Origin of the sequence: Embleya sp. NPDC005971, assembly GCF_040629175.1 — a bacterium.
Taxonomy (GTDB): domain Bacteria; phylum Actinomycetota; class Actinomycetes; order Streptomycetales; family Streptomycetaceae; genus Embleya.
In genome coordinates this window covers 658,474-678,618 of the sequence record NZ_JBEXUX010000001.1, presented here as the reverse complement: position 1 = coordinate 678,618, position 20,145 = coordinate 658,474, and the positions used below count along the sequence as shown (strand labels likewise).

19 protein-coding genes are annotated in these 20,145 nt (G+C 71.7%); 12 read left to right on the top strand and 7 right to left on the bottom strand.

Annotated features, from left to right (window positions below; translation table 11 throughout):
• Positions 1 to 32: 32 nt before the first annotated feature.
• The gene (locus ABZ374_RS02975) at positions 33 to 2,387 is read right to left on the bottom strand and encodes an MMPL family transporter (protein WP_360305384.1); all 2,355 of its coding nucleotides are present in this window, start codon (positions 2,385 to 2,387) and stop codon (positions 33 to 35) included.
• Positions 2,388 to 2,800: 413 nt separating this feature from the next.
• Here ABZ374_RS02975 and ABZ374_RS02970 point away from each other — a divergent pair, with 413 nt between their 5' ends.
• Entirely contained in the window at positions 2,801 to 3,097 is a 297-nt protein-coding gene (locus ABZ374_RS02970) for a hypothetical protein (protein ID WP_360305382.1), read from the top strand.
• Positions 3,098 to 3,257: 160 nt separating this feature from the next.
• Here the strand turns inward: ABZ374_RS02970 and fabI are convergent, their stop codons facing one another.
• Positions 3,258 to 4,037: an enoyl-ACP reductase FabI gene (gene fabI / locus ABZ374_RS02965; protein ID WP_360305495.1), complete on the bottom strand. Its 780-nt coding sequence runs from the start codon at positions 4,035 to 4,037 to the stop codon at positions 3,258 to 3,260.
• Positions 4,038 to 4,041: 4 nt separating this feature from the next.
• Positions 4,042 to 4,746, bottom strand: coding sequence for a 3-oxoacyl-[acyl-carrier-protein] reductase (gene fabG / locus ABZ374_RS02960; RefSeq protein WP_360305380.1), 705 nt, complete (start codon positions 4,744 to 4,746; stop codon positions 4,042 to 4,044).
• A 353-nt stretch (positions 4,747 to 5,099) separates the two neighbouring features.
• Between fabG and ABZ374_RS02955 the strand changes: the two genes are divergently transcribed.
• The 5 genes from ABZ374_RS02955 to ABZ374_RS02935 all read left to right on the top strand — a co-directional run bounded on the left by ABZ374_RS02955 (position 5,100) and on the right by ABZ374_RS02935 (position 9,998).
• Positions 5,100 to 6,623: a TldD/PmbA family protein gene (locus ABZ374_RS02955; RefSeq protein WP_360305378.1), complete on the top strand. Its 1,524-nt coding sequence runs from the start codon at positions 5,100 to 5,102 to the stop codon at positions 6,621 to 6,623.
• On the top strand, positions 6,620 to 8,029 hold the full coding sequence (locus ABZ374_RS02950; protein WP_360305376.1) for a metallopeptidase TldD-related protein: 1,410 nt from the start codon (positions 6,620 to 6,622) through the stop codon (positions 8,027 to 8,029). The genes ABZ374_RS02955 and ABZ374_RS02950 overlap by 4 nt, the downstream gene beginning before the upstream one ends.
• 199 nt (positions 8,030 to 8,228) lie before the next feature.
• Entirely contained in the window at positions 8,229 to 8,768 is a 540-nt protein-coding gene (locus ABZ374_RS02945) for an RNA 2'-phosphotransferase (RefSeq protein WP_360305374.1), read from the top strand.
• 132 nt (positions 8,769 to 8,900) lie between these two features.
• On the top strand, positions 8,901 to 9,407 hold the full coding sequence (locus tag ABZ374_RS02940; RefSeq protein WP_360305372.1) for a DUF3099 domain-containing protein: 507 nt from the start codon (positions 8,901 to 8,903) through the stop codon (positions 9,405 to 9,407).
• Between the two features lie 342 nt (positions 9,408 to 9,749).
• Positions 9,750 to 9,998 (top strand): hypothetical protein, encoded by a 249-nt coding sequence (locus ABZ374_RS02935; protein WP_360305370.1) that lies wholly within the window; start codon positions 9,750 to 9,752, stop codon positions 9,996 to 9,998.
• 210 nt (positions 9,999 to 10,208) lie between these two features.
• Here ABZ374_RS02935 and moaA read toward each other — a convergent pair whose 3' ends face one another.
• The gene (gene moaA, locus ABZ374_RS02930; protein WP_360305369.1) at positions 10,209 to 11,216 is read right to left on the bottom strand and encodes a GTP 3',8-cyclase MoaA; all 1,008 of its coding nucleotides are present in this window, start codon (positions 11,214 to 11,216) and stop codon (positions 10,209 to 10,211) included.
• A gap of 213 nt (positions 11,217 to 11,429) precedes the next feature.
• On the opposite strand from moaA, the gene ABZ374_RS02925 reads away from it, so the two are divergent.
• Both ABZ374_RS02925 and ABZ374_RS02920 read left to right on the top strand, forming a co-directional pair.
• Positions 11,430 to 12,374, top strand: a complete 945-nt coding sequence (locus ABZ374_RS02925) for a D-alanyl-D-alanine carboxypeptidase family protein (protein WP_360305367.1) — start codon at positions 11,430 to 11,432, stop codon at positions 12,372 to 12,374.
• 171 nt (positions 12,375 to 12,545) lie between these two features.
• Entirely contained in the window at positions 12,546 to 12,710 is a 165-nt protein-coding gene (locus ABZ374_RS02920; RefSeq protein WP_360305365.1) for a hypothetical protein, read from the top strand.
• 19 nt (positions 12,711 to 12,729) lie between these two features.
• Here the strand turns inward: ABZ374_RS02920 and ABZ374_RS02915 are convergent, their stop codons facing one another.
• Both ABZ374_RS02915 and ABZ374_RS02910 read right to left on the bottom strand, forming a co-directional pair.
• Positions 12,730 to 14,094, bottom strand: coding sequence for an ABC transporter substrate-binding protein (locus tag ABZ374_RS02915; protein WP_360305363.1), 1,365 nt, complete (start codon positions 14,092 to 14,094; stop codon positions 12,730 to 12,732).
• A gap of 55 nt (positions 14,095 to 14,149) precedes the next feature.
• Positions 14,150 to 14,785, bottom strand: coding sequence for a hypothetical protein (locus ABZ374_RS02910; RefSeq protein ID WP_360305361.1), 636 nt, complete (start codon positions 14,783 to 14,785; stop codon positions 14,150 to 14,152).
• 302 nt (positions 14,786 to 15,087) lie between these two features.
• On the opposite strand from ABZ374_RS02910, the gene ABZ374_RS02905 reads away from it, so the two are divergent.
• The 4 genes from ABZ374_RS02905 to ABZ374_RS02890 are packed head-to-tail and all read left to right on the top strand — an operon-like array spanning position 15,088 to position 18,960.
• Positions 15,088 to 15,609: a hypothetical protein gene (locus ABZ374_RS02905; protein ID WP_360305359.1), complete on the top strand. Its 522-nt coding sequence runs from the start codon at positions 15,088 to 15,090 to the stop codon at positions 15,607 to 15,609.
• Between the two features lie 5 nt (positions 15,610 to 15,614).
• Entirely contained in the window at positions 15,615 to 17,510 is a 1,896-nt protein-coding gene (locus ABZ374_RS02900; protein WP_360305357.1) for an ABC transporter permease, read from the top strand.
• Entirely contained in the window at positions 17,507 to 18,280 is a 774-nt protein-coding gene (locus ABZ374_RS02895; RefSeq protein ID WP_360305355.1) for an ABC transporter ATP-binding protein, read from the top strand. Before ABZ374_RS02900 ends, ABZ374_RS02895 begins: the two co-directional genes overlap by 4 nt.
• The gene (locus ABZ374_RS02890) at positions 18,280 to 18,960 is read left to right on the top strand and encodes an ATP-binding cassette domain-containing protein (RefSeq protein WP_360305353.1); all 681 of its coding nucleotides are present in this window, start codon (positions 18,280 to 18,282) and stop codon (positions 18,958 to 18,960) included. Before ABZ374_RS02895 ends, ABZ374_RS02890 begins: the two co-directional genes overlap by 1 nt.
• A 13-nt stretch (positions 18,961 to 18,973) precedes the next feature.
• Here the strand turns inward: ABZ374_RS02890 and ABZ374_RS02885 are convergent, their stop codons facing one another.
• On the bottom strand, positions 18,974 to 20,059 hold the full coding sequence (locus ABZ374_RS02885; RefSeq protein ID WP_360305351.1) for an amidohydrolase family protein: 1,086 nt from the start codon (positions 20,057 to 20,059) through the stop codon (positions 18,974 to 18,976).
• Positions 20,060 to 20,145 lie beyond the last annotated feature (86 nt).

The following is a 20,145-nucleotide window of genomic DNA, read 5'->3' as shown; positions in this document are numbered from 1 at the left end:
CGGCCCCGCACCGGCGACCGTGCGCTCGGCAGTCAGCCGACCGGCGGGCGCGGGATCCGGCGCGAGCCGGACACGCTCTCGTCGTAGCCGTTGCCGCCCCGGTGGCGACCCGTCTCGTATGTCGGTGTGCCGTAGCCGCCGGCCGAGGCGTACGCGGGGACCGGCTCGGCGGCCGGGGCCGGCGCCTCGATCGCCTCGTCGCCGTGGTCCATCTGCGGCAGCCAGCCGAGCCAGCGGGGCAGGTACCAGTTGCGGTCGCCGAGCAGGGTCATCACGGCCGGCAGCAGCAGACCGCGGATGATCGTCGCGTCCAGCAGGACCGCGACCGCCAGGCCGACACCGAACTGCTTCATCGACTGCATCGACAGGGTGCCGAAGACCCCGAACACCGCGACCATGATCGTCGCCGCGCTGGTCACCACCCCGGCGGTGGTGCGGATGCCGTGCGACACGGCCGACTTGGTGTCCATGCCCTTGTCGTACGCCTCACGGATTCGCGAGACCACGAACACGTGGTAGTCCATCGAGAGGCCGAACAGGATCACGAACAGGAACATCGGGATCCAGGAGACGATCGCGCCCGGTGCCTCCGTGCCCACCAGCGAGTCGCCGTAGCCCTCCTGGAAGACGAGCGTCATCACACCGTAGGCGGCGCCCACCGACAGCAGGTTGAGCACGATCGCGGTGACCGCGATGGCGATCGAGCGGAACGAGACCAGCATCAGCAGGAAGGCGAAGCCGAGCACGAAGGCGAAGATCGGCAGTCGCGTGTCGTCGAGCTTGTCGTTGAAGTCCACCGACCCGGCGGTGTTGCCGGTCACCGGGGCGTCCACGCCGTCCAGCTTGCCCAGCGTGTTCGGGATGACCTTGCCGCGGAGCGTGTCCAGGGCCTTGTTGCTGGTGGAGTCGTTGCCGCCGCCGGCGAGCGGGACCGAGACCTTGAAGACGTTCGTGCCGCCCTGCCGCTCGACCTCGATCGGCTCGTGCATCTGTCCGGTGGCGACCGCCTCGGCGCGCAGCTTGTCGAACGCCGCCGCGAGCCTGGGGTCGTCGGGGTTGGTCGCCTTGACCACGATCTGGGCGGGCGCCGGGCCGCCGGGGAACGCCTTCTCGATGTGCTGGTAGGTCTGCACGATGGACAGCGAGGTCGGCAGTTCCTTGTCGATCGGCAGTTCGGAGGTCTTCATGCCGATCGCGGGGACGGTCAGCGCGATCAGCAGACCGCCGGCGAGCACCGCGGTGCCCTTGGGCCGGCTCAGCACCACGCCCAGGATCTTGCCCCACGCCTTGCTGCCCTCGGTGGGACGGCGCATCTTGGCGAGCCCGGGAATCTTGCCCAGGTCCACCCGGTCGCCCAGCATCGACAGGATCGCCGGGAGCACGGTGAGCGAGCCGAGCACCGCGGTGAGCACGACCAGGATGGTCGCGGAGGCCATCGACTCGAATTCGCTGAGTCCGGACAGGAGCATGCCGGCCATCGCGACGATGACGGTGATGCCGGAGATCAGCACGGAACGGCCGGAGGTGGCGGCGGCAATCCGCAGCGCGGTCTCCGGGTCGCGTCCCTTGGCCCGCTCCTCACGCTCACGGCGCAGGTAGAACATGCAGTAGTCGACGCCCACGGCCAGGCCGATCAGCAGCATCACCGACTGGGCGCTGTCGCCGACCGGCATCAGCCGACTGCTCAACGCGAGCAGACCGCCCGCGGCCACGAACGCGGTCAGGGCCAGGGCCACCGGCAGCAGTGCGGCGACCACGGCGCCGAACGCGACGAGCAGGATGCCCAGGGCGAGCGGGACGGCGGTCCATTCGGCCCGGGTGAAGTCCTTGGCGATGGTGTCCTGGAACCACTTCTCGCCGCTGGCGTCGCCGAACTGCTCGACCACCACGTCCGGGTGCGCCTTGCGGGCCTCGGCCACCGCGTCCAGCACGGGCTGGATGTTGTCGGCGGCCTTGTCCTCCTCGCCCGTCATGTCGAACTGGATAAGCACCGAATGCTTGTCCGAGGAGATGCCGCCGTCACCGGCGAACGGAGAACGCATGTGCTCGGTGGCCGGGCCCTTGCCGTCCTTGACCTGCGTGGCGTTGACCCGGTTGATCACATCGTCGACCGCGGCGCGGAACTTCGTGTCCTCGGTGACCAGCTTGTCGCTGCGGACCAGCACCATCTCGCCCGCGGGCTCCTTGATCCCCGCGTCGTCGATGATCCGTGCGGCCCGGCCGGACTCCCCCACACCGCGCTCGGCCTTGCTGATCTCCTTCGTCCCGCTCATGTTGCCGATCACGACGGCGAGGACCACGAACAGCAGCCACCCGAATACCGCCGTCTTGCGATGCTGTGCACTCCAGCCACCGATCGAGGCGGCGAAATTACGCCTGGATGCCATTGGTCCCCGCTCCTGTGTGCTCCGCTTCGCCGAGGGTCTTCCTCGACACACACGAAGGTATTGGCGGGCAACCGGGAGCCACATCCTGCGAACCGGTGTCTTGATCGGGGGGCAGGCACCCCTGCGTAGTAGGGCTGGCCCCACCCCTGAGAAGGAGCCGGGCGGGCGATCGGTCGGGGCACGACCGGATACATGTAAGGGGAAGCTTTTGCCCCGACGCCGCCGACCTGCGACAACGCCCGGTGCGGCACTCGGGGGAAGGTCATCCTCGGTGCGGGTCCCTACGCGTGCACAACGCCCGACCGGTCACCCGGAGTTCCCGCTCGCCCCACCCCGGCCGGCCCCCGGTCGCCGTGCGACCCGCTCCACCCCACCGGTCGGTCCGGCCGGGCGGGTCTGCGAAACTCGTCCCCATGGCTGCTACATCTGGCGAATCCTCCAAGGAGCGGTACGAGCGGGCCATGGCCGCTCGCAAGGCCCGCGAGGAGCGCGCCCACGCGGAGGAAGTCGCGCGCTCGACCGCGCGCAACGAGATCCTCGCCCGCAAGGCCGCCGAATCGGGCGCGACCGACGAGCTCCGGCAGACGGTGCTCGCGCCGCCGGACCCGAACAAGTCCTCGGCCAGGCAACTCGGCGGCATCCTGGGCATCATGCTGCTGATCACCGTGCTGATCGGCATCGCCGCGACGATCGCCGCCGCGACCGGTTGACGAGGGTTCTCGCCCTCCCGCCCGCCGTGCCGTTCGCGAACGGGGCCGCGGTGCACAGGCGGCCCCGCGTGCCCGTCCGCCCTCCCGGCCGACGACGACACAGCCCGACCGCCACGACCGGGTGGGTCGGGCGATCGGGCTGCGGGAGACGTTTCGAGCGTTACGCGCCGATCGCGTGCAGGCCGCCGTCGACGTGGATGATCTCGCCGGTGGTCTTGGGGAACCAGTCGGACAGCAGTGCGCACACGCCCCGGGCGGCCGGGTCCGCGTCGCGCAGGTCCCAGCCCAGCGGGGCCTTCTCGTTCCAGACACCCTCGAACTTCTCGAAGCCGGGGATGCTGTTCGCGGCCATCGTCTTGACCGGGCCCGAGGAGACCAGGTTGACCCGGATGTTCTTCTCGCCCAGGTACTTGGCCAGGTAGCGCGAGGTCGACTCCAGGGCGCCCTTGGCGACACCCATCCAGTCGTAGCCCGGCCAGGCCACCTGCGCGTCGAAGTCGAGGCCGACGACCGAGCCGCCACGCCCCTCGTTCGCCTCGATCAGCGGCAGGCACGCCATCGTCAGCGACTTCAGCGAGTAGGCCGAGACCTGCACCGCCGTGGCCACGTCGGCCCACTCGGTGTCGAGGAAGTTGCCGCCGAGCGCGTCCTTGGGACCGAACGCGATCGAGTGCACGACGCCGTCGAGCGAGGGCACGTGCGCGCGCACGTTGTCCGCGAGGGACGCGAGGTGTTCGGGGTTCTGCACGTCCAGCTCGATCACCGGGGCGGGCTTCGGCAGCCGGTTCGCGATCCGGTTGACCAGCGAGAGCCGGCCGAATCCGGTCAGTACGACCTCGGCGCCCTCCTCCTGGGCCCGCTTGGCGACGTGGAAGCCGATCGAGGCGTCGGTGATGACGCCGGTGACGAGAATGCGCTTGCCCGCAAGCAGGTCGCCCATGAGTTCAGTGCCCCATTCCAAGTCCGCCGTCCACAGGGATGACGGCTCCGGTGATGTACGACGCGGCGTCCGAGGTGAGGAACTTGACCACACCGGCGACCTCGTCCACGTCGGCGTAGCGCGCGAGCGGGATCTCCTTGAGGATCTGCGCCTTGCGCTCGTCGCCGAGTACCTCGGTCATCGCGGTGTCGACGAAGCCGGGCGCCACCACGTTCGTGGTGATGTTGCGCGACCCCAGCTCCCGCGCGATCGAGCGGGCGAAGCCGACCAGGCCGGCCTTGGAGGCCGCGTAGTTGGCCTGCCCCGGCGAACCGAGCAGCCCCACCACCGACGAGATCAGCACGATGCGACCCTTGCGGGCCCGCAACATGCCCTTGCTCGCCCGCTTGACCACCCGGAACGTGCCGGTGAGGTTGGTGTCGACGACGCTGGTGAAGTCCTCTTCGGTCATCCGCAGCAGCAGCGTGTCGCGGGTGATGCCCGCGTTGGCGATCAGTACCTCGACCGGGCCGTGTGCGGCCTCGACCTCCTTGAACGCCTGCTCGACCTGCTCGCCGTCGGTGATGTCGCAGCGCACCCCGAGCAGGCCCTCCGGGGGCTCGCCGGAGCGATACGTGATCGCGACCTTGTCGCCGTCGGCGGCGAAGGCCCGGGCGATGGCCAGGCCGATGCCCCGGTTTCCTCCCGTGACCAGTACGGACCGGCTCAACGGATCACTCCTTCGTCTTCGTCCTCGAACGTGCTCGCCGCACCCTCGCGCGGGCCGACGGCTTGCGTCACGATGACGCTATCGGGCTACCCCGGGGTAAGGGGAATCCGGTCCGGGACAGCGTCCGCGGATCGATCGTTGTGGGAACCCGACAAGAGCGCACGATAACCGGAACGAGCCGCTCCGCCGACCGAATCCGGCCGGCCTGCGTCCGGCAGGTTTCGTTCCGCTTGTCCGGGCGCAAGACCCGTCCGACGCACGACCGTCCGGCCGGAAAACCCAGGAATGCCGGCGACATCGTGTCTGGTTGACTGAACGACGCGAGCCGACAGGCCGAACGTATGGAGGAATGGGTGCCCAACGAGATCGATCCGACGTTCCTCGCCTACCCCCTTCGGGAGCTGGCCGCCGCGGCCCTGTCCCGAGCCGGGGAACTGGGCGCCGAACACGCGGACTTCCGCTTCGAGCGGGTGCGAGACGCGTCCTTCCGGTTGCGCGACGGGCGCACCGACTCGTCCGTGGACACCACCGACGTGGGCTTCGCGGTCCGCGTCGTGCACGACGGGGCCTGGGGCTTCGCGGCGGGCGTCGACCTGACCCCGGAGGCCGCCGCGTACGTCGCGGAGCAGGCCGTGGCGGTCGCGCGGGTGTCCCGCTCGGTGAGCGAGGCGGCCGGCGCGGGCGAGACGGTCGCGCTGGCGAAGGAGCCGGTGCACGCCGACAGGACGTGGATCTCGACGTACAAGGTCAACCCGTTCGAGGTGCCCGAGGCGGAGCGGATCGCGCTGTTCGCGCGCTGGAGTCGGGAACTGCTCGCCGCCGACGGCGTGGACCATGTGGACGCCACGTGCATGGTCGTCCAGGAGAACAAGTTCTACGCCGACTCGGCCGGCACCACCACCACGCAGCAGCGGGTGCGGATCCACCCCCAGCTCACCGCGATCGCGGTGGACCGCGAATCCGGCGCGTACGAGACGATGCGCACCATCGCGCCGCCGGTCGGCCGGGGCTGGGAGTACGTCAAGGGCGAGGGCTGGGACTGGGAGGAGGAGCTCGCGTCGCTGCCGGGCCTGCTCGCCGAGCGGGTGCGGGCGCCCAGTGTCGAGGCGGGCGAGTACGACCTGGTGATCGACCCGAGCAACCTGTGGCTGACCATCCACGAGTCGATCGGGCACGCCACCGAGCTGGATCGCGCGCTCGGCTACGAGGCCGCCTACGCGGGCACCTCGTTCGCCACCTTCGACAAGCTGAACAAGCTGCAATACGGCTCGCCGGTCATGCACGTCACCGGCGACCGCACCGTGCAGCACGGCCTGGCCACGATCGGCTTCGACGACGAGGGTGTCGCGACGCAGAGCTGGGACCTGGTCACCGACGGCATCCTGACCGGCTATCAGCTCGACCGGCGGATGGCGCTGATGCAGGGCCTGGGCCGATCCAACGGGTGCGCCTTCGCCGACTCCCCCGGCCATGTCCCGGTGCAGCGGATGGCCAACGTCTCGCTCCGGCCGGGCTCGGACGACCTGTCCACCGCCGAGCTGATCGGCCGGGTGCACCGGGGTCTGTACATCGTCGGCGACAAGTCGTGGTCGATCGACATGCAGCGGTACAACTTCCAGTTCACCGGCCAGCGCGCCTATCTGATCGAGGACGGCCGGATCGTCGGGCAGGTCAAGGACTTCGCCTACCAGGCGACCACGACCGACTTCTGGGGCTCGATGGAGGCCGTCGGCGGCCCGGGCACCTACGTCCTGGGCGGCGCCTTCAACTGCGGCAAGGCCCAGCCCGGTCAGGTCGCGGCGGTCAGCCACGGTTGCCCGTCGGCGCTGTTCCGCGGTGTGAAGGTCCTCAACACGGTTCAGGAGGCGGGTCGATGAGCAGCGGGCAGACCGTGGTGACGCGGCCGAACGAGACCGTCGAGCGCGCGCTGGCGCTGTCCAAGGCGGACGGCTGCGTGGTGATCGCCGAGGAGACCTCGGCGGCCAACCTGCGCTGGGCGAACAACGCGCTGACCACCAACGGCGAGACCCGCGGTCGGCGGGTCACCGTGGTGGCCACCGTCGCGGGCACCGAGGGCACCGCGTCCGGGATCGTCTCGCGCAGCGGCGTGACGGTGGATCGGCTGGAGGGCCTGGTCCGGGCCGCGGAGGCGGCGGCCCGGGACGCCGGTCCGGCCGAGGACGCGCGCGAGCTGCTCGGCGCGGGCGGCGGCCCGGACGGCGGCTTCGCCGAGGCGCCGGCGCAGACCTCGATCGGCGTGTTCGCCGACTTCGCGCCCGAGCTGGGCGCGGCGTTCGGGCGGGCCCGGGAGAGCGACCGGCTGCTGTACGGATTCGCCTCGCATCAGCTCACCTCGACCTATGTGGGCACCTCGGCCGGACTGCGGCTGCGGCACGACCAGCCCACCGGGCACGTCGAGCTGAACGCGAAGTCGGCCGACCTGACCCGGTCGGCGTGGGGCGGGGTGCCCACGCGCGACTTCCGGGATGTGGACCTGGGCACGATCGACGCGGAGTTGGCGCAGCGGTTGTCCTGGGCGAGCCGCACGATCGACCTGCCGGCGGGCCGCTACGAGACGCTGCTGCCGCCCACGGCGGTCGCGGACCTGATGGTCTACATGTACTGGCAGGGCAGCGCCCGGGACGCGCACGAGGGCCGTACGGTCTTCAGCAGGCCCGGTGGCGGCACCCGGATCGGCGACCGGCTCAGCGAGCTGCCGCTGACGCTGTACAGCGACCCGGGCTACGCCGGGTTGGAGAGCGCGCCGTTCACCATCGCGCACGCCTCCGGCGACGCGTCGTCGGTGTTCGACAACGGACTCGCGCTGACCCGGACGAACTGGGTCACCGACGGTGTGCTCACGTCGCTGATGACCAACCGGCACACCGCCGAGCTGACCGGGCTGCCGGTCGCACCGGAGATCGACAACCTGATCCTGGACGGGCCGGCCGACGGTCCGAGCCTGGCGGACATGGTCGCCTCGACCGAGCGCGGGCTGCTGCTGACCTGCCTGTGGTACATCCGCGAGGTGGATCCGCAGACGTTGTTGCTGACCGGGCTCACCCGGGACGGGGTGTACCTGGTCGAGGGCGGCGAGGTGGTCGGGGCGGTGAACAACTACCGCTTCAACGAGTCGCCGGTGGACGTGCTCGGGCGGGCCGTCGAGGTGGGTCGCACCGAGCGCACCTACCCGCGCGAGTGGGGCGACTGGTTCACCCGCGCGGCGATGCCGCCGTTGCGGGTCCGCGATTTCAACATGTCCTCGCCGAGCCAGGCGCAGTGACCCGACGGACGGCGGGCGGCCCTGCGGCCCGCCGTCCTCGAACGCCGACGGGCCGGGTTCGGTCCGTCGGCGTTCGTGTCCCCGCAGCGGGCCTCCCGGAGCCGGTGCCCCGGAGCGGGTGTCCCGGCCCGGGTCACCGTCCCCTGCGGGGAAAAGCGCTGTCCCCGGACGGGTCTCCGTGCTTTCGTTGGGGGTCATCATGAACATCGTCAAGATTTCGAAGTATCTGTCCCGACACCTGCGGCATCAGCCGGAGCGGCTCGGGATCACCCTGGACGAGGCCGGCTGGGTCGACGTGGACGTGCTGCTCGCGGCGTGCAACGCCCGGGGGATGGCGCTGACCCGGGCCGAGCTGGAGCAGGTGGTCGAGGAGAACGACAAGCGACGGTTCGCCTTCTCGGCCGACGGCACCCGGATTCGGGCCAGTCAGGGGCACACCGTCGCGGTGGACCTGGGTCTGGTGGAGACCGTGCCGCCCGCCGTGCTCTATCACGGCACCAATCCCAAGAGCGTGCCGGCGATCCTGGTCGAGGGCCTGCGGCCGATGGACCGGCACGACGTACACCTGTCCGCCGACACCGAGACCGCCCGCCGGGTGGGCGCGCGACGCGGGCGACCGGTGTTGTTCGTGGTGCGCGCGGAGCGCATGGTCGCGGCCGGGCACGTGTTCCGTCGTTCGGACAACGGCGTGTGGCTGGTCCCGGCGGTGCCGCCGGAGTTTCTGGAGCGGCTCGGCTGACCCGGTGCCGCGATCCCCCACTCGGGTCAGTTTGCGGCAAAGGTCCCGCCCCCGGTCTCGGTCCGGCCCACCAGCGGGCGTACCGTGAAGGGCCGGGACGGGTGTGCGGACGTGGTCGGAGACGGTGGGATCGTGAAGAACGCCAAGGGCTCGGTGTACCAGATCAGTGGTGCGCGCAAGGGGCTGACCGAGGACGTGGCCGGGCGCCAACGCCGGTACGTCGTCTCGATGTCCGTGCGTACGGTGTGTTTCGTCGCCGCGGTGTTCACTCCGTCGCCGTGGCGGTGGATCTTGATCGCGGGCGCGCTCTTCCTGCCCTACATCGCGGTGGTACTGGCCAACGCCGGTCGCGAGCCCACGTCGAACGCGCCGGTGCAGTCCCAGGTGGTGCCGCCGCTCGCGCCCAAGGCGCTGGAGCCGCCGCCGGGCGCGGTGCTCACCAGTGCCGAGCGGGAGACCCTGCACACCCATTCGGAAGACTCCTGGACGATGCCCGCCGGAGCCCCCTCGGCTGCCGGCCCGGAGCCCACCGACCTTTCCTCGCACACGAATTCGGATACACACGGTGACCCCGGAGGCGCCGATCGGGGCCGGGTGGGCGACCCGACGGGCGCCCCTTCGCAGCCCGTCAAAAATTAGCGCCAAGCGCTACGCGGGTTGGTGCTTCAACCGCATGCAGGACGTGCCATACTTCGAAACGTGCTCCGTATCCCCCGTCGGAGCGACCGACGCGATGCCGGGCGGCTCCCCCCGTGGCTGCCCGGCATCGCCCGTGTCCGGGTCTTTTGACTGTCAGGCAAGTCGGTCCGTACCGGGTTTCCGCACCAGCCTGTTGCTTACTGAGCGCAGCGCTCCGGTTGGCGCCTGACACGGGGTCAGATCTCTGTCGAATGTCTTTCGGGTGTCTGTCGGGTGCGCGTTCGACACGGCGTGCGACGCACCGCGGCCGGGCGGACGACCCGGTCTGCGACACTGGTGGACATGTTCCCCACCCCCGCCGATCCCGACCGTGCGATCTGTTCGGCGAAGGCCTGTCGCGCCGACGCCGTGTGGGTCCTGGCGTGGAACAACCCCAAGTTGCACACCCCCGAACGGCGCAAGACGTGGCTGGCGTGCGACGAGCACCGCGAGCACCTGTCCCAGTTCCTGGCGATTCGCGGATTCCTCAAGGACACCGTCGCGTTCGCCGATTGGCACGAACCGCGGCCGCCGGCCGGCGCGGGCTCCTGAGCGATCCGGGCAGCGATCCGGGCGCAACGAACTCGCCTGCGGACGCGGCGGGTTGATCGGCGCGGTGGGGTCGATCGGAGCGGCACGGCCCGGCGATGCCCGGGCGCGGCGGGCAACGGGCGCGTCGGGAACGGCGGTTCACCATCGCGTCGAGCGCACGCCGTCCCGCCCCCGGGCCGAGCCACGCCCGCCCGCGTCGCTGCGGCCGGCTCAGCCGCCGATCGCCGACATCGGCCGGTCCGGCTGGAGGAACTCCGGGGCGTCGATGCCCGCACCGGCCTTCTTCGTCCACATCGCGGCCCGCCAGCGGTCGGCGATCTCCGCGTCGTCCGCGCCGCCGCGCAGCGCGGCCCGCAGGTCGGACTCCTCGCGAGCGAACAGGCAATTGCGGATCTGTCCGTCGGCGGTCAACCGGGTCCGGTCGCACGCGCCGCAGAACGGGCGGGTCACCGACCCGATCACGCCCACCGTGCCCGGACCGCCGTCCACGACCCAGCGCTCGGCCGGGTTGCTGCCCCGCGCGTCCTCCGGGTCGAGCCGGAACGCACCGCGCAGCGCGGCCAGGATCTCGCCGGCGGTGATCATCTCGGCGCGCTTCCAGCCGTGCTGGGCGTCCAGCGGCATCTGCTCGATGAAGCGCAGCTCGTAGCCGCGTTCGAGGCACCACGCGAGCAGCGCGGCGGCCTCGTCGTCGTTGACCCCGCGCATCAGCACGGTGTTGACCTTGACCGGCCCCAGGCCCGCGTCCACCGCCGCGGCGAGCCCCGCGAGCACGTCCGCGTGTCGGTCCCGCCGGGTCATCGCCTTGAACCGGACCGGGTCCAGGGTGTCCAGCGAGACGTTGACCCGGTCCAGGCCGACCTCCTTCAGCGTCCCCGCCAGCCGGGCCAGCCCGATCCCGTTCGTGGTGACCGAGAGCGTGGGCCGCGGCTCCAGGGCCGCGGCGGCCCGGACGATCTCCACCAGCTCGCGGCGCAGCAGCGGCTCGCCCCCGGTGAACCGGACCTCGCGCACGCCCAGCAGGGTCACCGCGATCCGGACCAGGCGGGAGATCTCCGCGCCGGTCAGCAACTCGGGCTTGGCCAGCCAGTCCAGCCCCTCCTCGGGCATGCAGTAGGTGCACCGCAGGTTGCACCGGTCGGTCAGCGAGACCCGCAGGTCGGTCGCCACGCGGCCGAATCCGTCGACGAGTCCTCCGGTGTGGTGCTGTGTGCTCACCTTCGAACCCCTTCTCCTGGTTTCGGCACATCTCGTACGTTCCGGCAAGTTCCCAGGCTACGCGGGTCACCCGAGTCGGCAGGCCCTCCAGATTACGAGCGGGGCGGGCGATCGGTTGCAGTGGCGTATCCCACACGGGCATCGACAACCGCGAGTCGAATACCGGACGTGATCCACGAGAGGATCCAGGCTCACTACGAGGAGGCTTCACCGGTGAGACACGCAGCGGGCAGCGGTCCACAGCCCGACGAAGGGGGCACACCCGACGGAGCGCACTTCCTGGACACCTCGTGGCAACAGCACACCATGGGTACGGCCGGCACCTCGGGCGCAGCCGGCACACCGGCCCCATCCGGCAGGTTCGACGCGGCGACCACGCCGGTACCGGCCGACTGGTACCAGCGCGAGCAGCCGGCCGCCTCCGCCGCGCCGGCCGCGGCCGAGCCGGCCCGATCCGCCCGTCAAGGCGACGGAGACGACCCGGAGCCGCCGCGGCGCAGCCGCCGAGGGCTGGTCGTGTGGGCTCTCGCGGGCGCGCTGGTGCTCGGCGGGCTCGGCGTCGGGGCGGTGCTGTTCCTCGGGGGTGACGACGACAAGAAGGACAAGGCGGGTTCGGTCGGCGCGCAGGTGCCGCCGGCGCCCACGACCGCGCCGAACACGACCGCGGCGCCCACGACCGCACCCACCACCAAGGCGACATCCTCGACCAAGCCGTCCTCGACCAAGTCGGCGAGTTCGTCCGCGACCGCGAAGCCGCCGGCCAACGACGTGGACTCGCCCAAGGACCCCAAGGCGCTCAAGCCGGCCGCCTACGCCGCCTGGAAGCGGATCGACACCGCGATGGCCGCGGAGGGCATCACCCTCAACCTGAACTCCGGCAAACGCGGCTGGGCGCACCAGCAGCGGCTGCTCGACGAGAAGATCGCCGAGGTCGGCTCCCGCGAGGAGGCGCTGCGCTGGGTGCTGCCGCCGGAGAAGTCGATGCACGTCCAGGGCGTCGCGATCGACATCTACCCGGCCAACGCCCAGGCGTGGCTGCAGGCCAAGGGCAGCAAGTACGGCTGGTGCCGGATGTACGACAACGAGGAATGGCACTTCGAGTACAACTCCACCTACACCTCCGGTTGCCCCAAGCGCCTCCCCAGCGCCACGGAGTGACCGGGCCCGCCGCACCTGCGGGCGCGGGGCCATGGGAGTGACCTCGCGATACTCGCTTCCGCTCCGATCGTTGTACGCCGTGTCCGCCGACGAGTCTCGGCGGGCGCGGCGTCGGGGCGTGGGATCTCGGGGCCGTCGTGACGGAGAGGTTCTCCCGTGCGAGGTTTGGCCTTGATCGCTCCCAGCCCCGACCCCCATCACCGCCGCCCGTTCGGCATGGTGCGATTGCCCTATCCGGTGGCCGAGGCGGCGCCGCGCATCCCCGTCGCCCTCCCGCCCGCGTCGCCGCCGCTGCTCGCGGCGCCACTGCCCTGGTACCGGGCCGACTGGCGCTGACGCGCTCCCGGGCGAGCGCTCACGGCCGGTACGGCAGCGAGGGAACGTCGTAGCAGTTCGTGGTCATGTCCGGCACCTGGCCGACCCAACCGCCGGGCGCCGCGTCCTGCCAGCGGGCCACGTCGAAGCAGGTCCGGGTGGGCGCGGCGACCCGGTCGGCCGGTTCGGCCTTGAAGTCGACCGGAATCAGCAGACCGTGTGCGTCGTAACCCTCGGGGCGGTTGACGAAGCCTTCGACGCACGCCCGGGTGACGTTCGCGCCGCACGAGGCGATCGCGTCGGTGAGCCACATCGCCGAGGCCCAGCCCTCCAGTTCCCACTGGGAGAGCTTGTCCTCGCGGTCGGGGTAGTACTTCTTCATCGCGGCCCGGAACTCGGCCACCGCGGGCTGTGCGGTGTCGGTGTAGCCGCGGCTGTTGCTCGTCGCGTAGATGCTGTCGCGGCAGGTCGGGGACGCCTTGAAGTCCTCGCCGACGCGCGCGTTCCAGTTCTGCACGTTGGTCACCTTCGCGGTCACCCGCAGTCCGGCGCCGTCCATCGCCTTGCACAGTTCGACGTTGCCGCGCGTGTCCACCGCGTCGAAGACGATGTCGACGCCCTTGTCGCGCATGTCCACCACGGCGGCGGCGAAGTTCGGCAGGGCGAAGTCGACCTGTTTGTCGAGCACGGTGTAGCCCTCGGCGCGCAGCCCGGCGGCGATGGTCTGCGCGTAGCGCGCGGAGTCGGCCTGGTTGTACGACACCACGGCGGCGGTGCGCGCGCCGAGCTTCTCCTTGAAGTGGCGGTAGACCTCGGTGCTCGCGTACAGGTCGCCGTTCCAGCCCACCTTGCCCTGGCGCGGGGCCCGCGATCCGTAGATCGAGTACAGGTGCGGATAGGTCTCGTACGCGGTGCCGATCGGTTGACCGCCGACGTCGGGGACGCCCTTGTCGCTGACGTATCCGGCGGCGTTGTAGCTGTAGATGCTGTTGCCCGCGAAGGCGAACACCTTGTCGTCCTCGACGAGTTTGCGGGCGCAGCGCTGGTTGGCCACTCCGTATCCGGTGTCGTCGCACGCGGACACCCGGATCCTGCGCCCGTTCACGCCGCCGCGGTCGTCGAGCGCCTTGAACCACGCCTGGGCGCCGTACATCGGCCCGGAGAAGGTCTCGTTGCCCAGGATGCCCTGGACGGTGTCGATCATCCCGACGGTGATCCGGGTGGGGCTCACGCCCACGTCGGACGCGGTGTTGGCGTTCGGCGCCGACGCGCCGGTGCCCACCGGGGCCGGTTCGCGGTCGTGGAAGTCGCGTTCCGGCAACCGTGAACCGCACCCGGCCAGTACGCACAGCAGCAGGGCCACCGAGGCGCACGGCACGCCCCGTCGGTGGAAACGACGTCGCATGCGTGCTCCTCGGTGGCCCGGTGGTGGCGGCTGTAGGCCCGTTCGGGGGTGCGGGTCAGGCCTTGGGGCAACCCTCGACCACGGTGCCCGGCTTGAGCGCGGTGACCAGGGTGCAGACGGTGGTCAGGCTGACCTTCCAGGTGCCGTCCTGCTTGACGGCCTGGCCGTTCTGGCCGGGCAGCGCCGGGTTGCCGGCGAGCAGGATGTCGAACGACACGGCGGCCTTGTCACCGCTGATCTTGACCGCGGTGGTCTTGGAGGTGACCTGCTTGGCCAGCGGGTCGTTGGCGAGGGTGTCGACGAGCGAACCCACCTTGTCCGCGTTCTCCAGGACCGCCTTGCGGTCCGCGAGCGGCGTGGCGTTGTCGAACAGCTTGTCCCAGTTGTCGGCGACCTTCTTCTCCTCGCCGGTCAGCGTGGTGCCACCGGCGGCCGGCGGTGCGCTGGAGGCGCCGCCGGGCGCGGCCGGCGTGCTCGCGGCGGGCGCGGGCGTCGTCGCCGCGGGGGCGGCCGGCGCGGACGCCGACGGTGATCCCTTCGCCTTGTCGTCCTTCTTGTCGTCGTCGCTGCTGCAACCGGACATCACCAGCACCGCCGCCACCGGCAGGGCCAGCCATGCCCGACGCGTCCCCTTGCGACGACCGACGCCGGAACCCGTTGTCGCCCGCTCGTTGATCATGTCCACGCTCACGTGCATTCACCACCCGTTCCGCCGGTCGCCCGGCGTCCTGTTGCTGTTGATGTAGCCAGGTAGTACCTGGGTTACCGGCAAGTCATGTTGCCACGTGCGACTCGGTATCCAATCGTGTTCCGAGCCGTATGACCAGATCCCGGAGAACTACGCTGAGGCACGAATACGCGATCGGGCGGACTCGACGGGTGGACCCTATGGCAGGTTCGACGGACTCGGCAGGTTCCACGGGAAGGGCGAACTCCCCTATCGAACGACAGCGTACGACCGGCGCGGCGGCGACCCTGGAGGGTTTGCGGCGGTTGTTGCGCACGCATGGCGGCTGGCTGGTCGGGTTGTGCGGCGCGCTGCTGTGCGCGCTGGGTTGGTACGGCGTGTCGGGTGAGCGGTACGAGGCCCGCCAGTTGCCGTATCTGGCCTCGGCCACCATTCCGGGCGCGGCGCTGATCGTCGCGGGTGCGGTGCTCGTGGTGGGCACCCGGCGCGGTGCGTCGGGCGAGTCCGGTGCGGTGGACGCGGAACTGCGCGAGATGGTGGGCCGGTTGTACGAACTGCTGGTCGAGCCGGTGCCGGCCGCCGAGGCGGGACAGCCGGAGCCGGCCGCGGCGGCGTGGGTCACGGTGCCGGGCGGAGCGCGCTACCACCGGCCCGAGTGCTCGCTCGTGCTGGGCAAGAACGGCGTGTTCCCCGTGGACGAGGCGACCATCCGGCTCAAGGACCTGCGGCCGTGCCGGTTGTGCGACCCGGGACCGGTCTCGGCACCGTCCGGCGGGGTCGACGACTCCGGTCCCGGCGGGCCGATCGCGCCGGCGACCGGCGGCTGAGCCTCGTGCTCACTCTGGAACTGGCCCTGGCCGGACTGGGCGTGGGCGCGATCGCGGCGCTCGCGGCGGTCGGGATGATCACCTCGTACCGGGCGACCGGCGTCTTCAACCTGTCCTTCGGCGCGCTGGCGATGATCGTCGCCTACCTGGTCTGGCAGCAGGTGCGGGTGTGGGGCTGGCCGCTGTGGGCGGCCGTACTGCTCGACGTGGGCGTGGTGGCGCCCGCGCTCGGCCTGGTCCTGGAGCGCTTCGTCTTTCGCGGGCTGCACCGCGAAGGGGCGGGCCCGGCCCGGATGCTGGTCGCCTCGCTGGGCGTGTTCGTGCTCCTGGTCGGCATCGCGACGCTGACCTGGGGCACCCAGGCGCGGCTGGATCCGCCGTCGATCGTGCCGACCGGATCGGTCGGGCTGCCCGGCGACACGTCGGTGCCGACCGGCACGCTGGTCGAGTTGGGCGTGGTGATCGCGGTCGCCGTGCTGGTGGCCGGGGTGACCCGGTACACCCGGTTCGGCGTGCGACTGCGCGCGGTGGTGGACCGGCGGGCGCTGGCCGAGCTGGCGGGGGTGCCGGCCGACCGGGTGGCCGCGGCGGGTTGGGCCTTCGGGTCGATGCTGGCCGGGTTGACCGGGGTGCTGCTGGCACCACACCTGCGGCTGGATCCGTACGGACTGACCCTGCTCGTGCTGGAGACGATCGGCGTCGCGGTGGTCGCCCGGCTGGCCAGTCTGCCGGTGGCGATCCTGGCGGCGTTGGCGATCGGGGTGGGGCAGAGCGAACTGTCCCGGCTCGAACTCGACTCGTGGGGGCTGATCCAGGCACTCCAGGCGAACCTGTTCGTGGTGGTGATGCTGGTCGCGCTGCTGGTGTTGCCGCGGATGGTCGAGGTGGGCGGCCCGGACGGCACACGCGCGGCGACCCGGCTGGGGACCGGGCGCGGCGAGAGTGCGCCGGCGGGTTGGTGGGTGCCGTTCGTCGCGGTCGCCGCGGCCCCCCTGGCCCTGGGCGCGGAGCATCTGCGGATCGCCCAGCAGGTACCGGCGCTGGCGATCGTGTTCGTGTCGCTGGTGATGCTCACCGGGTACGCGGGGCAGATCTCGCTCGGCCAGGCCGGGTTCGCGGGGCTGGGCGCGCTGTTCGCCGGGCAGCTCATGGGTCGGCAGGTCCCGGGCCTGCTCGCGCTGTTCCTGGCCGCGCTGCTGGTGGTGCCGGTCGGCCTGTTGACCGGGTGGCCGGCGATTCGCCGGCGCGGGTTGACGCTGGCGCTGACCACGTTCGCGGTGGCCGCGGTGGTCAGCCGGTTCGTCTTCGCCCAACCCCGCTTCGGCACCGACGCGGTGCTCGATCACCCCTGGCCCTTCGAGGGCGAACGGGCTTTCTACGCCCTGGAGTTGGCCTGCCTCGGCTTGGTCCTGCTGGTGATCCGCCGGTTGCATGTGAGCCGACTCGGCCGGATGCTGGTCGCGGTCCGTGACCACGAGGGGGGCGCGGCGGCGGCCGGGGTGGACGTCGCATCCGCCAAGGTGTTCGTCTTCGCGGTCGGCGCGGGGGTGGCCGCGCTGGGCGGCGCGCTGCTGGGGATGGGCGGCCGGGCCTTCGACGCGGCGGCCTTCGATCCGGTCCTGGGCCTGGTGTGGTTCGCGGCGGTGGTGGTGTTCGGCGTGGACAGCGCGGCGGGGGCGGTGTTGGCCGCCGGCCTGGTGGTGGCCCTGGACGCGGCGACCACGGCCGGCATGTCCACGATCGTGGTCGGCGCCTTGGCCGTGCTCCTGTCCCGGATGCCCGGGGGCGTCCCGGCCACGGTGTTGCGCCTGGTCGCGGGTCGCCCGGCCGCACCGGTGGAGCCGATTCCGGTCCGCCTCACGCCGCTCGGTCGCACGCTGCGTGCGCGGGTGCGGCCGTGAGCGGGCCCGGGTCGCGGGCGGCTCCCGGCGAGGATGCGCTGCGGGCCGCCGGGATCGTCCGGCGATTCGGCGGCCTGCGGGCCGTGGACGGGGTGGATCTGGTCGTGCCGGCGGGCCTGGTGACGGCGGTGATCGGGCCGAACGGGGCCGGCAAGAGCACCCTGTTCGACTGCCTCGCGGGTGGTCGGGTCGACGCCGGGCGGGTCCACCTGGGCGGACGGGACGTCACCCGGCTGCCGGCGCATCGGCGGGCCCGGCTCGGGTTGGCCCGTACGTTCCAGGTGGTGTCGGTGTTCCCCAGCCTGACGGTGGTGGACAACCTGCGGGTGGCGGCGGAGAACCGGTCCGGGGCCTCGGCGCCGGCCCGACTGCTGGGCCTGCCCGACCCGGCCCGGGGGCGGACCAGGGTCGCGGTCGAGGCGGCGCTGCGCCGGCTCGCGTTGACCGAGCACGCACACACGCCGGCGGGCGAACTCCCGGCCGGGATCCTGCGCATGGTCGAACTGGCCCGCGCCCTCACGGCGTCCCCCTCGGTACTGCTCCTGGACGAGCCGGCCAGCGGACTGGACGACGCGCAGGCCGACCGGCTGCGCCACGAACTGCGCGCGCTGGCCGCCGACGGTCTGGCCGTCCTGCTGGTCGAACACGACATGGACCTGGTCTTCGGCGTCGCCGACACGGTGCACGTGATGGCCGCGGGCCGGATCGTGGCGTCCGGCACGCCGGCCGAGATCCGCGCCGACGCGCGCGCCCGGGAGGTGTACCTCTGATGCCGATCGCCCTGTCGGTCACCGGACTTCGGGTGCGTTACGGCCCGATCGAGGCGCTGCACGGCGTCGACCTGGAGTTCCCGGCGGGCGCGGTGACCGCCCTGGTCGGCCGCAACGGCTCGGGCCGCAGCACGCTCTTGAACACGCTGGCCGGCCTGATCCGCCCGAGCACCGGCCGGGTGCTCTGGAACGGGGTGGACATCACGGAATGGCCCGCCGACCGCCGGGCCCGCGCGGGCCTGACGCTGATCCCCGAACGCGGCGGCGTATTCGCCGGTCTGTCGGTGGCCGACAACCTGAAGCTGTTCGCCGACGGCGGCGACATCGGCCCCGCGCTGACCGCGTTCCCGGTCCTGGCCGACCGGCTGACCCAGCGGGCCGGCACCCTCTCCGGCGGCGAACAACAGATGCTCGCGGTCGCCCGCGCCCTGCTCACCCCGACCCGGCTCCTCCTCCTGGACGAACTCAGCCAGGGCCTGGCCCCCCGGGTCGCCGCCCACCTCTACCGGGTCGTCACCACCCTCGCCGCCGCCGACCGCACGGTAATCCTGGTCGAACAACACACCGGCGAAGCCCTGACCCGCGCCGAGGTCGTCTACACCCTCGGCCGAGGCACCGTAACCTTCCGCGGCGACCCCACCGAATACCGATCCCACCCCACGACGTCCCACCGCACATAGCCTCCCAACAGGGTCAGCGGGGCATCACCCTGCCGCGGAGGACGACCGCGTGGGGGGCGGCCAGGACGCCGACGTCGGTGCGCGGGTCCGCCGCGTAGACGACCAGGTCGGCGGAGGCGCCCTCGGTGAGGGCCTCGCGGCCGAGCCAGGTGCGGGCGGACCAGCAGGCGGCGGAGAGGGCGTCGAGGGCGGGGATGCCGGCCGCGACCAGTTCGGCCACCTCGTCGGCGACCAGGCCGTGCGGCAGCGAGCCGCCCGCGTCGGTGCCGACGAAGATCGGGATGCTGGCGTCGTAGGCCGCCCGGACCGTGGCGTAGCGGTTCGCGTGCAGCGCGCGCATGTGGGCGGCGTAGGTCGGGAACTTGCCGCTCGCCTGGTCGGCGATGCCGGGGAAGGTGGCGATGTTGACCAGCGTCGGCACGATCGCCACGCCGCGCTCGGCGAACAGCGGGATCAGGTCCTCGGTCAGGCCGGTGGCGTGCTCGATGCAGTCGATGCCCGCCTCGATCAGGTCCGGCAGCGAGTTCTCGGCGAAGCAGTGGGCGGTGACCCGGGCGCCCTCGGCGTGCGCCGCGGCGATCGCCTCCTTGAGCGCGTCCAGGGGCCACAGCGGGGACAGGTCGCCGGTGTCCCGGTCGATCCAGTCGCCGACCAACTTGACCCAGCCGTCGCCGCGCCGGGCCTCCTGGATCACGAACGCGGTCAGGTCGCCGGGCTCGATCTCGTGCGCGTAGTTGCGGATGTAGCGCCGGGGTCGGGCCAGATGGCGCCCCGCGCGGATCAGCCGAGGGAGGTCCTCCCGGCCGTCGATCCAGCGCGTGTCGGCCGCCGAACCCGCGTCCCGCAACAACAGCGCACCCGCGTCCCGGTCGGTCCGCGCCTGACGCTCGGACGTCGCGGCGTCGACGGCCCCATGCTCGTCGATCCCGACGTGGCAATGCGCGTCGACCAGACCGGGAAGCACCCAGCCCTCCAACGTCGCATCGACCTCGACCGACCCGGGCCGATCGAAGGTGACCCGCCCACCCACGACCCACATCTCGTCCCGAACCTCGTCCGGACCAACCAGCACCCGGCCCTTCACGTGCAACACGGTCATGCCGAGACCCTACGCCCGCCCCCGCCACGAACCCGCACGCCTCCGGGCGGCACACCCACCCGTCGCCCCGGGCCCGGACGCTGCGG